The 14,987-nt window shown below is 50.2% G+C and carries 11 protein-coding genes; 6 read left to right on the forward strand and 5 right to left on the reverse strand.

Annotated elements, in window-relative coordinates:
- Window positions 1-243: 243 nt before the first annotated feature.
- The gene (locus OIK42_RS11955) at window positions 244-1,953 is read right to left on the reverse strand and encodes a bifunctional protein-serine/threonine kinase/phosphatase (RefSeq protein ID WP_273640801.1); all 1,710 of its coding nucleotides are present in this window, start codon (window positions 1,951-1,953) and stop codon (window positions 244-246) included.
- 3 nt (window positions 1,954-1,956) lie between these two features.
- Window positions 1,957-2,820 (reverse strand): formate/nitrite transporter family protein, encoded by an 864-nt coding sequence (locus tag OIK42_RS11960; protein WP_273640803.1) that lies wholly within the window; start codon window positions 2,818-2,820, stop codon window positions 1,957-1,959.
- Between the two features lie 492 nt (window positions 2,821-3,312).
- Between OIK42_RS11960 and OIK42_RS11965 the strand changes: the two genes are divergently transcribed.
- From OIK42_RS11965 to OIK42_RS11980, 4 genes are all read left to right on the forward strand, one after another.
- The gene (locus OIK42_RS11965) at window positions 3,313-4,596 is read left to right on the forward strand and encodes a nitrate regulatory protein (protein ID WP_273640804.1); all 1,284 of its coding nucleotides are present in this window, start codon (window positions 3,313-3,315) and stop codon (window positions 4,594-4,596) included.
- A gap of 248 nt (window positions 4,597-4,844) precedes the next feature.
- The gene (locus OIK42_RS11970) at window positions 4,845-5,162 is read left to right on the forward strand and encodes an ArsR/SmtB family transcription factor (RefSeq protein ID WP_273640806.1); all 318 of its coding nucleotides are present in this window, start codon (window positions 4,845-4,847) and stop codon (window positions 5,160-5,162) included.
- Window positions 5,146-5,565, forward strand: a complete 420-nt coding sequence (locus OIK42_RS11975) for an SRPBCC domain-containing protein (protein ID WP_273640807.1) — start codon at window positions 5,146-5,148, stop codon at window positions 5,563-5,565. The genes OIK42_RS11970 and OIK42_RS11975 overlap by 17 nt, the downstream gene beginning before the upstream one ends.
- A gap of 238 nt (window positions 5,566-5,803) precedes the next feature.
- Window positions 5,804-6,721 carry a substrate-binding periplasmic protein gene (locus tag OIK42_RS11980; protein ID WP_273640809.1) on the forward strand — a complete coding sequence of 306 codons (918 nt, stop codon included), beginning with the start codon at window positions 5,804-5,806 and terminating at the stop codon, window positions 6,719-6,721.
- 87 nt (window positions 6,722-6,808) lie between these two features.
- Here OIK42_RS11980 and OIK42_RS11985 read toward each other — a convergent pair whose 3' ends face one another.
- The 3 genes from OIK42_RS11985 to OIK42_RS11995 are packed head-to-tail and all read right to left on the reverse strand — an operon-like array spanning window position 6,809 to window position 10,885.
- On the reverse strand, window positions 6,809-7,918 hold the full coding sequence (locus OIK42_RS11985; RefSeq protein ID WP_273640811.1) for a lipocalin-like domain-containing protein: 1,110 nt from the start codon (window positions 7,916-7,918) through the stop codon (window positions 6,809-6,811).
- Complete coding sequence (locus tag OIK42_RS11990; protein WP_273640813.1) at window positions 7,918-10,242, reverse strand: ABC transporter permease; 2,325 nt, start codon at window positions 10,240-10,242, stop codon at window positions 7,918-7,920. Before OIK42_RS11990 ends, OIK42_RS11985 begins: the two co-directional genes overlap by 1 nt.
- Window positions 10,232-10,885, reverse strand: coding sequence for an ABC transporter ATP-binding protein (locus OIK42_RS11995; RefSeq protein ID WP_273640814.1), 654 nt, complete (start codon window positions 10,883-10,885; stop codon window positions 10,232-10,234). Before OIK42_RS11995 ends, OIK42_RS11990 begins: the two co-directional genes overlap by 11 nt.
- A gap of 342 nt (window positions 10,886-11,227) precedes the next feature.
- Between OIK42_RS11995 and OIK42_RS12000 the strand changes: the two genes are divergently transcribed.
- On the forward strand, window positions 11,228-13,648 hold the full coding sequence (locus tag OIK42_RS12000) for a DUF1592 domain-containing protein (protein WP_273640816.1): 2,421 nt from the start codon (window positions 11,228-11,230) through the stop codon (window positions 13,646-13,648).
- Window positions 13,614-14,972, forward strand: coding sequence for a DUF1552 domain-containing protein (locus OIK42_RS12005; protein ID WP_273640817.1), 1,359 nt, complete (start codon window positions 13,614-13,616; stop codon window positions 14,970-14,972). Before OIK42_RS12000 ends, OIK42_RS12005 begins: the two co-directional genes overlap by 35 nt.
- Window positions 14,973-14,987: the final 15 nt, after the last annotated feature.

Consider the following 14,987-nt stretch of genomic DNA (forward strand, 5'->3'; position numbering starts at 1 on the left):
GGCAAAAAAAAACCCACAACCATTTCTGGTTGCGGGCTTCGTTGCCTGTTTAAGCATAGTGCTAATTAAGTTGTTACCCGAGCAATACATTCATGGTACTCATCGGGACTATGACAATACTAATACAATTATAATGCCAAAATTGGAGCCCAATAAATACAAGGAGTTAGCTTTGACTTTTGGCAGCAACACGGATCACAACGCACCAAAAATAAGCAAAACGAATGCTTTTGGTGCATTGATTTACCCGTAATGCAAAACGACGACGACCATCAACAATACCATCAACACCGCCGAGATCCCCTGCCACACGCGCACCGGATTGCGTTCAATCAACGGCACACCGCCCCGGTAGGCCGGATTCGGGTGGTGCAAATCGTAAAGAAACTCCGATAAACTCGGATAGCGCTTCGCTGCCTGAGGATGACAGGCGCGTTTCAGCGCAGCATCCACCCACAACGGCACATTGACGTTTCGCTGGAGCAAACTGGTATAACGTAATTTAAGTAAACCGGCATAATTGGATTGCCTGGCCACATTGGTGTTGTAGGGGTATTCACCGCTGAGCAGGTGGTAAACAAGCACGGCCAGTGAAAACTGATCGGCACGTTCATCTGGCCACAGCCCGGCAAAATACTCCGGTGCACTAAACAGTAAATCGCCGGGAATAAACAGCTCGGCATCACTTTGCAAAAAGTTATGCCCGGCGATGCTGGCCGCCCCCAGATCAATAATTGTCAGCACACCTGAGTCATTAACAATGATATTTTCAGGGCGAATGTCCTGGTGCAGTATGCCCTGGCGGTGCATAGCCGTTAAACCGTTAATCACCTGGGTAGTCCAGTCACGCACCTGCGCCAGTGTGGCAGGGCCGTTATCATCATACCACTGGCGCAGACTACTGCCGGGAAAATGCGCCATCACCGTGTAAAAGCCACTGCGGGTAAAAGTGTGCTGGTAGCTGTTTAACACATTGGTATGGGTTACCCGGTTGCCGATCCATTCTTCTTTGACCATTTCATCGAGGAAACCGGTATTAGCCTGCATCGATGTGGCCGGCATTTTTAACACCCCGGTATGCTGACTCTCACGGTGCACAGCCATGAAAACCAAACTTCTTTCACTGCTGTATAGCGGCCGCTGAATTTGCCATTCATCGACATCATCACCAGGCTTTGGCAGCGCAATAAAAGGTAAAAAACCCGCTTCTGTATAGTTTGTTGTCGATGCCCCAACGGTTGACGTCACTTCCAGCAACACCACGGTAAGGTTATCATCACAGCCGCCGTCTAGCGCCGCTCTGGCGATGTGTTCAGCGCAGTCATCCAGGTCAGCATGATAGTCGTTGAGCAAAGCCTGCCAGGCCTTGGGAGCAAGTGTCTCGGCGATGCCGTCGGTCATCAACACAAAGGTATCGCCCGCCTTAAGATCAAGGGTACTGATATCAACATCAAGGTTTGGCCGAATGCCCAATGCATTGCTTAAATATGAGCGCCCTCCCTCGCCCGATTGCCGATGATCACGGGTACACAAGGTGACCTCGCCATGACGGATACGATAAATCCGGCTGTCACCGCAATGTAACAACACCGCTTGCTGTTGGTGCAAAATCAGCGCGCTGAACGTGCATACGTAGCCTTTGTCGGGATTTTCATAGTGGGGACTTTCCTGTGTTTTAACATACAGCTCTGTATTCACGGTGCGCAGCACCAGTTCAGCCGCCCGGGCCGGCGACCATACGTCACAGGTTTTCAGGTAATCGCGCACAAAGTGGTTTACCGCCAGCTCGCTGGCGTACTGACTGACCTGACTGCTACTAATACCGTCTGCTACTGCCGCGACAATTCCCCGCGTGCCCAAACGCGAAAAATCAGGCACTGCCACGTTGTGGCAGTCCTGATTTATCGACTTGATTCCCTTGCCGGAGAACTCTCCCCGGCGCACTTTTAACATAAATTACACTTTGTCATGTACTTTTGCCGCAGCCACTGTTTTGTTGCTGCCGCCGGTTGGAATTACACGCTTAGGCGCCGTGCGGGCATGGGTTGAATAAATGGTTAAACCGGTAAATGCCAGACCACCCACTAAATTACCCAGCGCAGTCGGGATTTCGTTCCAGATGAAATAATCCATGATAGAAAACTCACCGCCCATGATTAAGCCAAACGGGAACAGGAACATATTAACCACCGAGTGCTCAAAACCCATAAAGAAGAAGAGCATGATTGGCATCCACATGGCCAGCACCTTGCCACTGACGTGGGTCGAGATCATTGCACCAACAACCCCCAGCGACACCATCCAGTTACACAGCATACCGCGAACAAATATAGTAAACCAACCGGCCACGCCATGTTCGGCATAGCCTAAGGTACGCGCTTCACCAATACCGGCAACCTTGGTCGCGATGGCACCGCCATCGATGTTGTAGCCCATGGTAAAAACGAATGACATCATAAACGCCACGGTCAGTGCACCACCAAAATTACCCAGAAACACCAGTCCCCAGTTACGCAGTATCTGCGGCCAGGTTACTCCGGGACGTTTAGCCAGCCATGCCAACGGGGTTAGCACGAATACACCGGTGAGCAAATCAAAGCCCATCAGGTATAACATACAAAAACCCACCGGGAATAAAATTGCCCCTATCAGGAACACCCCGGTTTGCACTGCAATGGTAATTGCAAAGACTGCTGCCAATGCCAGGATTGCACCCGCCATAAAAGCACGGATTAATGTATCGCGGGTAGACATGTAAATTTTGGATTCGCCCGCATCAACCATCTTGGTTGCAAATTCAGAAGGAAGTAAATACGCCATATTTAATCACCTAATTGTATTTTCAAAAAATTACCCACAAACACTTTGCAAACTTTATTTCAGGCAAAAAAAAACGTCCGCACTCACTCCCGGGGGAATGAGTTGCGGACGCCTTTATCCGAATATCGTTTGTAAAAACCAGTCAAGGTTTGCTGTAATAACTTATACAAGACCAGTGCCAAAATAACAAAATAAAATAAAATACATATTTTACAACAACTTAAAATCAAACCTTGGTATCTCTGAACCGTTTGTGAACAACACCCGACAAAAACAACGAACCAAAATGGCGCAAAATCCCCATTAAAGGGCAAATGAAATTCTTTAGATCAGTCAGTTCAGCTTAAAAAATGGGCGATTAAACGCATCACCTAACCCCAAAACGCGTATAAAACCGCCAAACTATCCGCCAAAACAGGAATTATGCCTTTTTTCACCTTGTAAGGAATGGCTCTTGCTTAGCTTTATATAACGCTATCAACGAGCAATAACATGGCCAAACACAGCGATATAACCAAACGCTTCTTATTGTCTGCAAAGCAACAGGAAATTCAGGCTCTCCATCACCTGTCGTCGAACTGCAGAACCGTGCGAGCCGTCAAAGACATGATTCATCAGTTGCAACGTGAACGGGGAATGAGCAATGTGTTTCTTGGCTCAAAAGGTGAACGTTTTGCCAACAACCTGGCCAGTCAAGTCACCGCCAGCGAAGAAAGCGAACAGGATCTGCGTAGCCTGCTGAAGTCGCTGTATCTTGGTAAGCATGACAATGGTCAGTCGATGCGTTTACTCAGTTGCATTACTTTTGCCCTGCAAGGTATGGATCATCTGCCCAATCTGCGCAGCAAAATTGCCGACCACCAGCTTACGCCCCTTGAGTCGACCAAAGCCTATTGCCGCTTGGTAGCTGGCCTGCTGGATGTGGTGTTTGAAGCGGCCGATGTTGCCAGCGACCCGGCGATGACGCGCCTTTTGGTAGCGCTGTTCAATTTTATGCAGGGAAAAGAATATGCCGGACAGGAGCGGGCTTGGGGAGCGATTGGCTTTTCCGAAAGTCAGTTTGATCACTCACTCTGCGATCGTATTTCTGCCCTTACCGATTCACAAAACCAGTGCTTTGAAACATTCAGCAATTTCGCCGACGCCGAAGAGCTACAAATGTGGCAGGCGCTGCAAAACAGTGAACAAACCGTCCATATTGAGCGACTGCGCAAGATGATTTGCAGCCTGGCTGAAGGCGATCAGTGCGCTACCGAGCTCAGTGAGATTTGGTACGACATTGCCACTCTGCGTATTGATGCCATGCAGGATATCGAGGAGCACCTGACTCAGCGTTTAACCGAGCAGGCAACCTTGCGCATTAATCAGGCCGAGGAGGAACATCGTAACCATGAGCAGTTAGTCGCCTCATTGAATAACAGCCCGCCGCATGCGGATGCCCCCATTACTATGCTCTATGATTCAACGGTACAGGGGCTTCGCGGCGCAGACCACCAGGAGGAAGAATTAATAGAAACCTCGGCGTTAACGGCGCATAAATCCTTTTATGACCTCATCCGTGGCCAGGCAAAAAACATTCAGGATATGGCCAGCGAGTTGAATGCCGCCAAACAAGCCCTGAATGAACAAAAAGTCATCGACCGTGCTAAGCTACTGCTCATGCAACAAGGCAAACTCAACGAGCAACAGGCCTATAAAAAACTACAGTCTGCCGCCATGGAACAAAATATTCGAATTGCCGAATTAGCCCAACGCGTTGTTAATAAAGTAGGCTGATACCAGCCGGTTTTACCTGCCAGTGACACCTGCCGATATTATTACCTACTGGACTACCTGCCAGCGCCTGATCTCTGTCACACAGCGTACGGGCTGCCCAAAAGTAAAATAAGCGCCGCTGCTTACCCGCTCCCTTTTACAGATAGAGACACCATCTTCGATCCACGGCACCGGGGCCGCAACTATCGCCCGCAATAAGATATTGTCAGGCCTTGACATGCAACCTAATGGTTGCTCATTATTATCGAATGGATATTTTTAAAGCACTTTCAGACCCGACTCGCCGAACCATTATTGAGCGGCTGCATCGTGATGGCCCGCAATCTATAAAGCAACTGGGTGTAGGCTTAGCTATCAGCAGGCAAGCGTTAACCAAGCACCTAAATCGCTTGATCAGTGCCAAAATCGTGCGTGCCGATTTTATTGGTAAAGAGAAAATTCATCAGCTTGAACCCAAGCCGGTAGATAAGTTAATGCAGTGGCTGACCCCTTTCGCCGAGCGTTGGGAGCAACGACTACAACACCTCGATGATTACCTTGGAGAGACTAATGAAAAAGACGATTGATGCGATCACCCGAACACTGGAGTTCCCCCTACCTGTAGAGCGAGTGTGGCACGCTGTTACCGAGCCCGCTGAAGTTGTTAAATGGTTCGGCTCCCACGCTACCTATGAGCTTAAAGAAGGTGCCGCAGGCTTTTTTGAGTGGGAAAATGAATGCGCAGGTAAAATAGCCATGAAAATCGAAACTATCAGGCCCTTTTCTTACTTTGCCTGGCGCTGGATGCAAGAGCCAGAGCAAGCCTTCAACCATGCCACATCGACACTGGTCGAATGGCAACTGACTAAAACCACCACCGGCACTCGTCTCACTATGACCGAATCTGGCTTTGCGGCGCTAAAACAGCAGCAACTCAACACTCAGGGCTGGCAAATAGAATTGTCGGATTTGCAGCAATATCTGAGATAAATTAATGGTTGCAGGCTAAGCACCCAGCTCAATCACCTACCAATAGCTTGCAGTAAATGCTGACGATAACCCTTGCAGGCATGACACCGAGAGGCCCACATGCAAGGGGCCGCATCGCTGATGCCAAAGATGAAACGATCGGCGCGTTAAAAAAAACTGCTCACACACTAGCATGCTTTGTTGCACAATTTTTATGCTATGGTTAATATGATATAAACAGATAATTATAAAAATACAGATGACATTTTGGTTCAAAGTCGCAGTAGTATCTATCGTTTTTGGGATGTCTATTTCCAAAGCCGAAAGCTCGGGTACAGCGGAAAGCCACGAAGAAGAAAAGGCGGTTATCCGTATTCCGATGCCAATCACCGGCACGTTAAGCCAACATGATTACTTTCTATGGCTACTTCAATCAGCAGTGGATTTAACGGCAGATAAATTCGGTCCAATTGAACTAGTGAGCAGCGAAACGCCAACCAATCAGGCCAGGCAAATGCGCTTACTCGATGCCAATATCGTCGATGTTATGTGGTCTGTTTCCACCCCTGAGCGAGAAGAGCGCTACCTAAGTGTAGATTTTCCGCTTTATGGCGACCTGTTCAGCTACCGTGTGTTAGTCGTCCGTAAGGATGATAAGCGCTTTAATCAGTCACTCACGCTGGATGAAATAAAAAGTATGGTTGCGGTCCAGGGCAACGATTGGCCAGATCTGTATATTTTACGGGATAATGGTTTTAAGGTTGAACCCGGCGATTACCCCTATGCGTTTAAACTGTTAAGTTCCGGGTTTGTCGATTACTTTCCCAGAGCAGCGGTAGAAGTCTGTGAAGAACTCAAAATAAGGCCCGACTTAACCATATTTCCCGGCCATTTGCTCACCTACCCCAACACCATGAAGTTTCTGCTCAATAAGGGCAACAGTCAGCTTGCAAAGCGCATAGAAACCGGCCTGGGGAAATTATACGACTCGGGTAAATGGACCCAAAAAATCGCCACACAACCCGCCTTTACTAATGCGATCCCGATTATTCGGCACAACAATACCCATGTGCACCGCTTGAAAAGCGTCAACCCAACTTATTATGAGCACCCCTTTGTGAAAGACGTCAAAGCCATGGCCGACGACTTTCCGACCACTAACATAGTTTGTCAGTAACGGCATCGACGGGATAACTGGCAGTATTACAAGGCTTAATACAAAGATTGCACCGGCGTTTCATGTCAACACACCGGATATTGTCGTTTAGTAACCGGTGAGCTCCATAAACCCTTTGCCAGTATGTGAGCCACTAAAACGTATGGCACCTTCATAATAGGGAAAGCGACTGTGGTTATATTGCTTTGTCTTGTAAGGCGTAGTGGTGATATCAATATCTGCGTTGGCCACCTGTATTTGCCATTGTAGCGGTAATACCCGCCCCGCCACCTGCTCATTTTTGAGCGGTGTTAAGGTAATATCGTTATTGCTCAGTGTTGACGACTGACCCTTTGCACCGATGAGCGTACCTGTACTGTATGCAGCACGGTTATTCGCATGCATAGTAAATACCATTAGCTTGCGACCATCATCAAAGTGCAGTGAAAACCAGTCCCAGCCTAATGCATCTTCATCAGTTAATTGAGATGTCCATTCATGATCAAACCAGCCAACACCGCTGACCTTAACAGGCTTACCATCGATGTTAATGGTGCCTGTGGCATCAATAAATGGCTGGCTGTAATAATACGAACGATAATGACCATCCGCGGTTTTAACACTCACGCCCTGATCACCGTGCCTTATAAAGGGTTTGGTAGCGTGTAACTGTAAATTCACCCGCGCGTTTTGTGCACTGCTTTGTAAGTGTGCTAGAAAAAATCGCTCCGTGGTGTCGCTCTGCCAGCGCCAGTTATCCATAAAAAGCGCAAAGGGAGTACTGCTGTACCCGGCTCTGCCGGTGCCCTGCTGAGCAAACTTTTCGCTAAACCAATGTTGCGTTTCGGTATGTAATGAAGAATGCCCCATCCAGATTTGCCCGGCCCCCCAGTTGGATGCCATCTCAGGCCGGGCTAATCTGAATAAGGTAAACTGGTAGTTAAAGGGGGCGCCATTAGCATCTTCCAACAAAAACGTAAGATACCACCACTCCAGTTGATATGCCGGATGTGGGGCATGGTCGCGGGGCAAGGATACCGGGTTGTCGATGGTGACTCTGGCGCTCTTATCAGCCCGCATGCCGCTAAATAACGACCTATGCGGAACAACAACCTGCTGCTCGGCCTCTGTGGGCGGAGCATAAGCAAACCCTTGCTGCCCCGTGACAATCAGTAGTCCGGACACCAGTGATATCAGCAGCCATTTCATTGCACGCATTAAAAACCCCACTGCTGTGACGAAAACTTCGCTTTTAAGCGGCCCAGAGGCAATAACAACAACACCAACAAAATACCCATCCCCACCAACAGCGTTTGCGCTATCACCACAGGTTCCAGCATTAACGGATAAGTCCAGTGAAAAGCAAAACGGTTAACTTTAGCCACCAGTAACCAGGCTAACAACAATGCGAAGGGGATAGCTATTAACGCGCAACTCAGGGCAATAAAACAATACTGGGCAAACAGCGATAGTTTAATACTCAATTGCCCCACACCTGCAGTGCGCAGCAGCAATAGTTGTGGAGTAATATCCAGCATAAGCAAACTTATCGACACAAAAAATGACAGCGCCGCCACCAACATGGTCACGATGTTAAGCGTATCAGTGGTGGCAAAAGTCCGGGAAAACACCACCATCGACTGCTCAATGAGACGCTCGCGAGCAACGACTCGCGCATCCGGCGCCACCTCCTCTAACCATTGTTTAAGACTATCGAGCTCAGCACTTGCGGCCATTACGGCGTATGCCCCCACCCCATCGTAGTTTTGCTTTAAGGTTATATCTGGCACCAGTATTTGTGCATAGGGGTTACCATAATCGGGGTAAATGCCCACCACTGTCGCGCTGGTCAGGGTGTCATTAAGGGGCAACTCAAGCCTGTCGCCGAGTCCGATGGCTTGGCGGTATGCCAGTTGCTGATTAATAAACACGCCGTCACCGGCGTAAAACAACGACCAGGCATCCGGGGAATGCTTATCTGACATCAGATGGCGCTGGAATCGCGACGCTTTTGGAAAACTGCGCAGCTCAACAGTCTGGTTAGCAAAGCGCACATCCTTCGCGTAGCGGGCTAGTAATACAACGGGCGCATCATCGCGCCCGGATAAGTCGCCAGCCTCATTTGTATTGACATAAAACGGCGCAAATAAACGCTGTTCAAGCCAACTTTGCGTCGCAGTACGAAAACTGTCAACCATGACATTCATACCAATATTGGCTGCCAACGCAATAAAAAATGCACAGGCCGCCAGTTTGGTTCGCCGTGACAGTGCAATGGCATTATGTGCGCTCCAATGCAGTACTGCCCGTTTGCCGGGTACAATACTGGCCAACCAACGCAGCATAACCGGCATCAGCATAATCACGCTGATACAGCCTATCACCAGCACCAGACCAATATACAGCAGCGCGGCCAGCTGACTATCGAGCCATCTGATCCCAACAACCATCGCCACCACGGCGCCCAGCAGCAACAACCAGCGCGCTGGCCGGTTGTAACCTCGCTGCGTCGCGACCGACCCATTGCGCAACGAGAGCCGCTGCTTAATACGCTGAAATGCGACCACGGCTATTGCGCCCACCGCTGCGAGAGACAACATGCTGCTGTGCAATAGCAAGGTCGCGAGGGAGAGCTGCGGGTCGTTGAAAGCGCTGTCAAATAGTAACTGATACATGGCACTTAAAGCAGGCGTCAGCCTGGTGGTTAAGGCCGCACCTGTCACAGCCCCTGACGCCGCGCCCAATAACGCAAGTAACAGCATTTCAAACACTAATACCATTAACAGCGTCGACTGATGAATACCTAATTGTCGAAGCTTGACCAGCGTGGGAATGCGCGCTGCCAGCAATAAATTCAGCGCATTAAAAATAATAAATACGCTAACCAACAGCATTAAGGTACCCATCGCCCAGAGATTAAGTCTGAAGCTGTCACTTAAATTAGAGCCATTGGAGCGCTGATCAACCGGCGCGATCTGCAGATGAGCAGGCAGCGCATTAATCAGCTGTTGGCGGGTGCCAGGCGTTAATTTCCGGACCACCGCCAGACCACTCAGAGGGTGCGAGACTGGTGTCACCTCGCCCTGATAATATTCATTGATATCCTGCAGATCAGGCGCGCCGGAAAAGCCCACGGCGTCATCTTGCTGCGCAGATGGGCGTTGAGCTGCGTTGTCATCAGGTAAATGGCTCATTAAGGCCAGTGTGTCCAGGGCCACATCGCCGGATGACGACTGCACATAAGCCACCAGATAATCCATGCCGAGTTGTCGCAACCTGGCATAGTCAGCTTGCGTCAGTGGCGTGTCAGAATCAATAGCACTAACCTGTTCATGCACCGTAACGGGCCCAACGGATAAAGTGTTCAACTGCTCGCCGGCACCATGATTAATTAACGTCACGGCGGTCAGCCCGGCACAGGCAATAAATATAGCCACGATGATAAGCAGCGGTTCCCAGAGTCGCTGGCGGTAGGTGGCAAACTGCACAGCCAGCGCAAGTTTAATAGCACGCCAGAAAGCCGACGAATGCCTACGCTGCACAGAGCTTTCCATGATGCAGAGCGTACTGCTGCCGGGCACGACACGCCACGTCACTGCTGTGTGTCACCACCACCAGAGTGATTTTCTGTGCGTGACAATAGTTAAATAATAAGTCACTGACCACATCACTGGTCTGCTCATCCAAATTTCCGGTGGGTTCATCGGCCAGCACCACAGCCGGACAATGATTCAGCGCCCGCGCGATCGCCACCCGCTGTTGCTCTCCGCCTGACAACTGCCCCACTGGCGCCTGACTGAATGCCGAAAGACCCAACTGAGCGAGCAACTGTTGTTGCCGCTCGGCGCTGTAGTTACCTTTTAAACGGGCAGTAAAGGCGACATTGTCCCACACATTAAAGCACTCAAGCAGGTTGTAGTTTTGAAAAATAACACCAAGGTTGTTCTTGCGAAAATCATCCGCCGCACTGGCGCTTAGACCGTCCAGTTGCTGGTTGGCGATAACAATGCTACCGCTATCGCAAACTTCAAATCCTGCCAGCAAGGCCAGCAACGTCGACTTCCCGCACCCGGAAGCGCCCTGAATGCTGAGCGAAATTCCGGATGGGGCATGCAGCTCTAAATCGCTGATGATGGCGCTGGTAGCGCCGGGATAGCGTTTGGTTAACTGTTGCACCGATAACATAAATTCACTGCCGGTAAGGAAACGGTTTGTTATTCGAACCTGAATAACGGATACCACCATTACGACAGTATAGGAATAACGGTTTAAAACCAAGCCGCGCACAGCCTTAACACAACCGGCCGGGCAGCTCGAGCCTCGCGTGGCATATAATTTGCCTTTATTTTTTGAATCAGTCGCAGAGTCCGCGGGACGCCCCGCCAGGCACGAAGTTAACCTTGCAAATGTGCAAAGAGAGTGCAAATGATCGTTTATTCCTCCCTAAATTGGGTCTTACCTCGCGTTGGCAATCAATTTTGCGCTTGGTTTTGGTGTCTTTTAGTCGGGACTATATTCCTGGGGCAGGTGCCTGCCGCTTTTGCGCAGCGCCAGCACGTGGATTTTACCCAGGCTCAGGCTTACGATGTGCTTTATGATAAATGCGAAGGCTGTCATAACGATTATATCTTTGACGGCAACTGGTCTATCGAAGACATTGATATCAGTGATATTTCGCACGGCAAGCATCAGCCCCGCTGGGAATCCATTCTAAAAGCAATTGAAATGGGCGATATGCCGCCAGCCGATAAAAAACAACTCACCCGACAGGAAAAAGTCTCGTTAATTCAATGGTTAGAGGGCTCCTTAGATACCTACAGCGAACAGAACCCCAACCCGGGCCGCGCCACGCTGCGCCGGCTGAACCGCAGAGAGTATGCCAACTCGGTCAGCGCACTGCTGGCTCTGGATGTAGATATTAGTGCGTCATTACCCGGCGATGATTCGGGCTACGGTTTCGACAATAATGCTGATGTATTGGGCGTCTCCACAACGTTACTGGAGCGCTACCTGTTTGTTGCCGCAAAAGTCAGCCGTCTGGCCACCGGATTGGCAGGTGATACCGCCAGCAAAGTCAGTTACCTTATCCCCAAAGATGGCGCGGTCAAAAACAGCGGTATACCATCGTTTGATCTGCGCATGAGTGACCAACTGCCACTGGACTCCAGAGGCGGTGGCAGCTTCAGGTTTTACGCACCGGTAAGCGGTGTTTATGAAATTGCCGGCTTTATTAATGCCAACACCAATAACGAAGTCGACCGGTTAGACATTCACCGCTACAGTTATAAAGTAACCCTGCCCGCTGGCAGTCATCATATTGGTATGGCTTTTCGTAAAGAACTGGCCCTGCAAGAACATGTACCAAAAGTCCGTCAGGGTACCAGCTATGTGGTGCTACCCGACCGCGCGCCAGACGAACTCACCCTGGACTTTATTGTTGATGGCGCGCGCGTTCATTCGACAACCGTGCCCTCCTACCATATGTCAGAGCGGTTTTCTCAAGCTGCCTTTTTACGCGACGTGCTCGAAATCGAGGTCATTGGCCCCTTGCAACACGCCACTGACCAAGCTGATCCAGCCGCGGGTTATGCGTTAAACCAAACCCCCAGTATGCGTAAAATCTTTGTTTGCGCACCTGCCAGCGAGCCACAAAACTCAATAGCGGAAGTTGACTGCGCCAGGGATATTATTGCCAGGTTGTCCGCCCACGCCTATCGCAGACCTGCCAATGAAGCCGATATTCAACCGTTACTCAATGTATTTAAGACGGTAAGAAAGGATCTCGATTTTACCGCCAGTATCGCCAAAACGATTCAGGCACTGCTCGTATCACCGGGCTTTTTATACCTGCAGGAGCCCACGCCAGAGCACATTGCCGCGGGCACCGTTTATAAAATTAATGATTTTGAGTTTGCTGCCCGACTTGCCCTGTTCCTGTGGAGCAGCCTGCCAGATCAGGTACTGACAGATTTAGCCGCAAACGGCACGCTCAGAGAGCCGGATATCCTGCGCCAGCAAATCAAGCGCATGCTGGCATCTGATAAAGCCAGTGCCCTGACAGAGAATTTTGCCGGCCAATGGCTGTATTTACGCAACCTGCCCTATCATTTTCCGGACGTATTTGCGTTTCCACAATTTAATGTACCGCTCAAACAGTCGATACGGCGCGAAACTGAACTGTTTTTTACGCGCATAGTAAAAGATAACCAGCCAATCTTTGACTTTCTTAATGCAGACTACAGCTATCTGAACGAGCGCCTGGCCAGTCATTATGGTATTGAAGGTGTTAGAGGCCATGCGTTTCGTAAAGTAAACTTAGCGGAACACACCCAACGGGGCGGCTTGTTAGGTCAGGCAAGTATCTTAACCCTGACGTCTAACCCCAATCACACCTCGCCGGTCAAACGGGGCAAATGGATACTGGATAACCTGTTAGCCGCCAGCCCTCCACCACCTCCACCCGACGTACCGGCGTTAGTGGCTGAACACGATGGCATGGCCCTGTCTGCCAGAGAGCAATTAAAGCGCCACCGGGCCGATCCGGTCTGTGCAGCATGCCATGTTCGCATGGACCCCCTCGGCCTGGCACTGGAAAAGTACGATGCCGTTGGCGCTTTCAGAACAACCTACGCCAATCAACCCATCGACGTCACCGCGCAAATGCCAGATGGCACCCACTTTGAAGGGTTACAAGGCTTACACACAGTGTTATGGAATAAACGGGAACGCTTTACCGAAGCTTTTATTGAGCGATTACTGACCTACGCCCTTGGCAGAGGGCTGGAAGCCTACGATCAGCCCACCATCCGCAAGATTGCCAGGCAGGCTGGTAGCGAAAATTATCGCATGCACAGTATTATCGAGGCGGTAGTAACCAGCCTTCCTTTTAATTTTAAAAAAGCACCAGAGGCGCATGATGACACACAACAGATCGCCGAAACACGCTAGCACTGGTTTATCGAGGCGCACCTTTTTACGTGGTCTGGGCGTAACCGTTGCATTGCCTGTCATGGAGTCTTTAGTACCCGTTGCAGCAGCCGCATCGGCACAAGAGCGCCCCAAGCGCATGACCGTCTTCTATTCGCCCAATGGTGTTCGCATGCAACGCTATACACCAACCGTGGTGGGCAAAAATTACGAGATGACCGAGATTTTAAAGCCCCTGGCTAAGGTGCGTGACAAGTTTTCGGTAATATCGGGCCTGGCGCACTATCAGGCCAGTGCCTTTGGCGCGCCGCCAGCCGGTCATGGTCGCAGTTGCCCGGCATTTTTAACCGGCGCCCACGCCAAAGCAACCGAAGGCGCCGATATATATTGCGGCATTTCAGCCGATCAGGTTGCCGCCAGCTATTTTGCTAAAGACACTCAGCTGGCCTCGCTGGAGCTAGGCATTGAACCCCCCAGTTTACTTGGCAGTTGTGATATTAATTACAGCTGTACCTATACCAATACTATTTCCTGGAAGAGCCCAACCCAGGCGTTACCGGCCATGGTGACGCCCAGTGACGTGTTTGAACACCTGTTTGGCGATGGCAATAAAATCGACGAAAAAACCCGCCAAATGCGCCTGGCGCATAAAGGCAGCATTCTCGACTTTATTAATGACGAAGCCAACCGGCTTAACCGCCGGTTGGGCAGCAACGATCGCCACAAAATGGACCAGTTTCTCGAATCCATTCGCGATGTAGAGCGGCGTATTGCCAAAGCACAGGAAACCTCAATAGAAATGAATCTGGATGACTTGTCGGTGCCGGCGAACATTCCTGCCGATTACGAGGAACACGTCAAAATTATGCTGGATTTACAAATGTTGGCTTTGCAGACCGACATGACCCGCGTTAGCACCTTTATGCTGGGACGCGAGTTAAGCAATCACGCCTATACTAATTTGGGTATTCCTGACGGCCATCACGCGTTGAGTCATCATGCCAATGTACCGGTGAAAATCGATAAGCTGGTGCGCATTAATGCGTATCACATGCAGTTATTCGCCGACTATCTGGAAAAAATGGCCAGCATACCCGATGGCGAGTCCACCTTACTCGACAATACATTTGTTATTCGCGGTGCCTGTATTGGCGAGTCTAATGAGCATGACCATATGGACTTACCCATTATCCTGGCCGGCGGCGGCCTGCAAGGAGGGCGGCATATCGCTGCCCAAAAACATACCCCTATGTGTAATCTGCTGCTGACGGTATTGCAGCAAATGGGCGTGCCGGTAAACAGCTTTGGTGACAGTTCAGAACCGCTCGCCGGTTTAGTGTCGTGAGGTCTTGATGGTAAT

The sequence above is a fragment of the Alteromonas gilva genome (genome assembly GCF_028595265.1).
Classification (GTDB): Bacteria; Pseudomonadota; Gammaproteobacteria; order Enterobacterales; family Alteromonadaceae; genus Alteromonas; species Alteromonas gilva.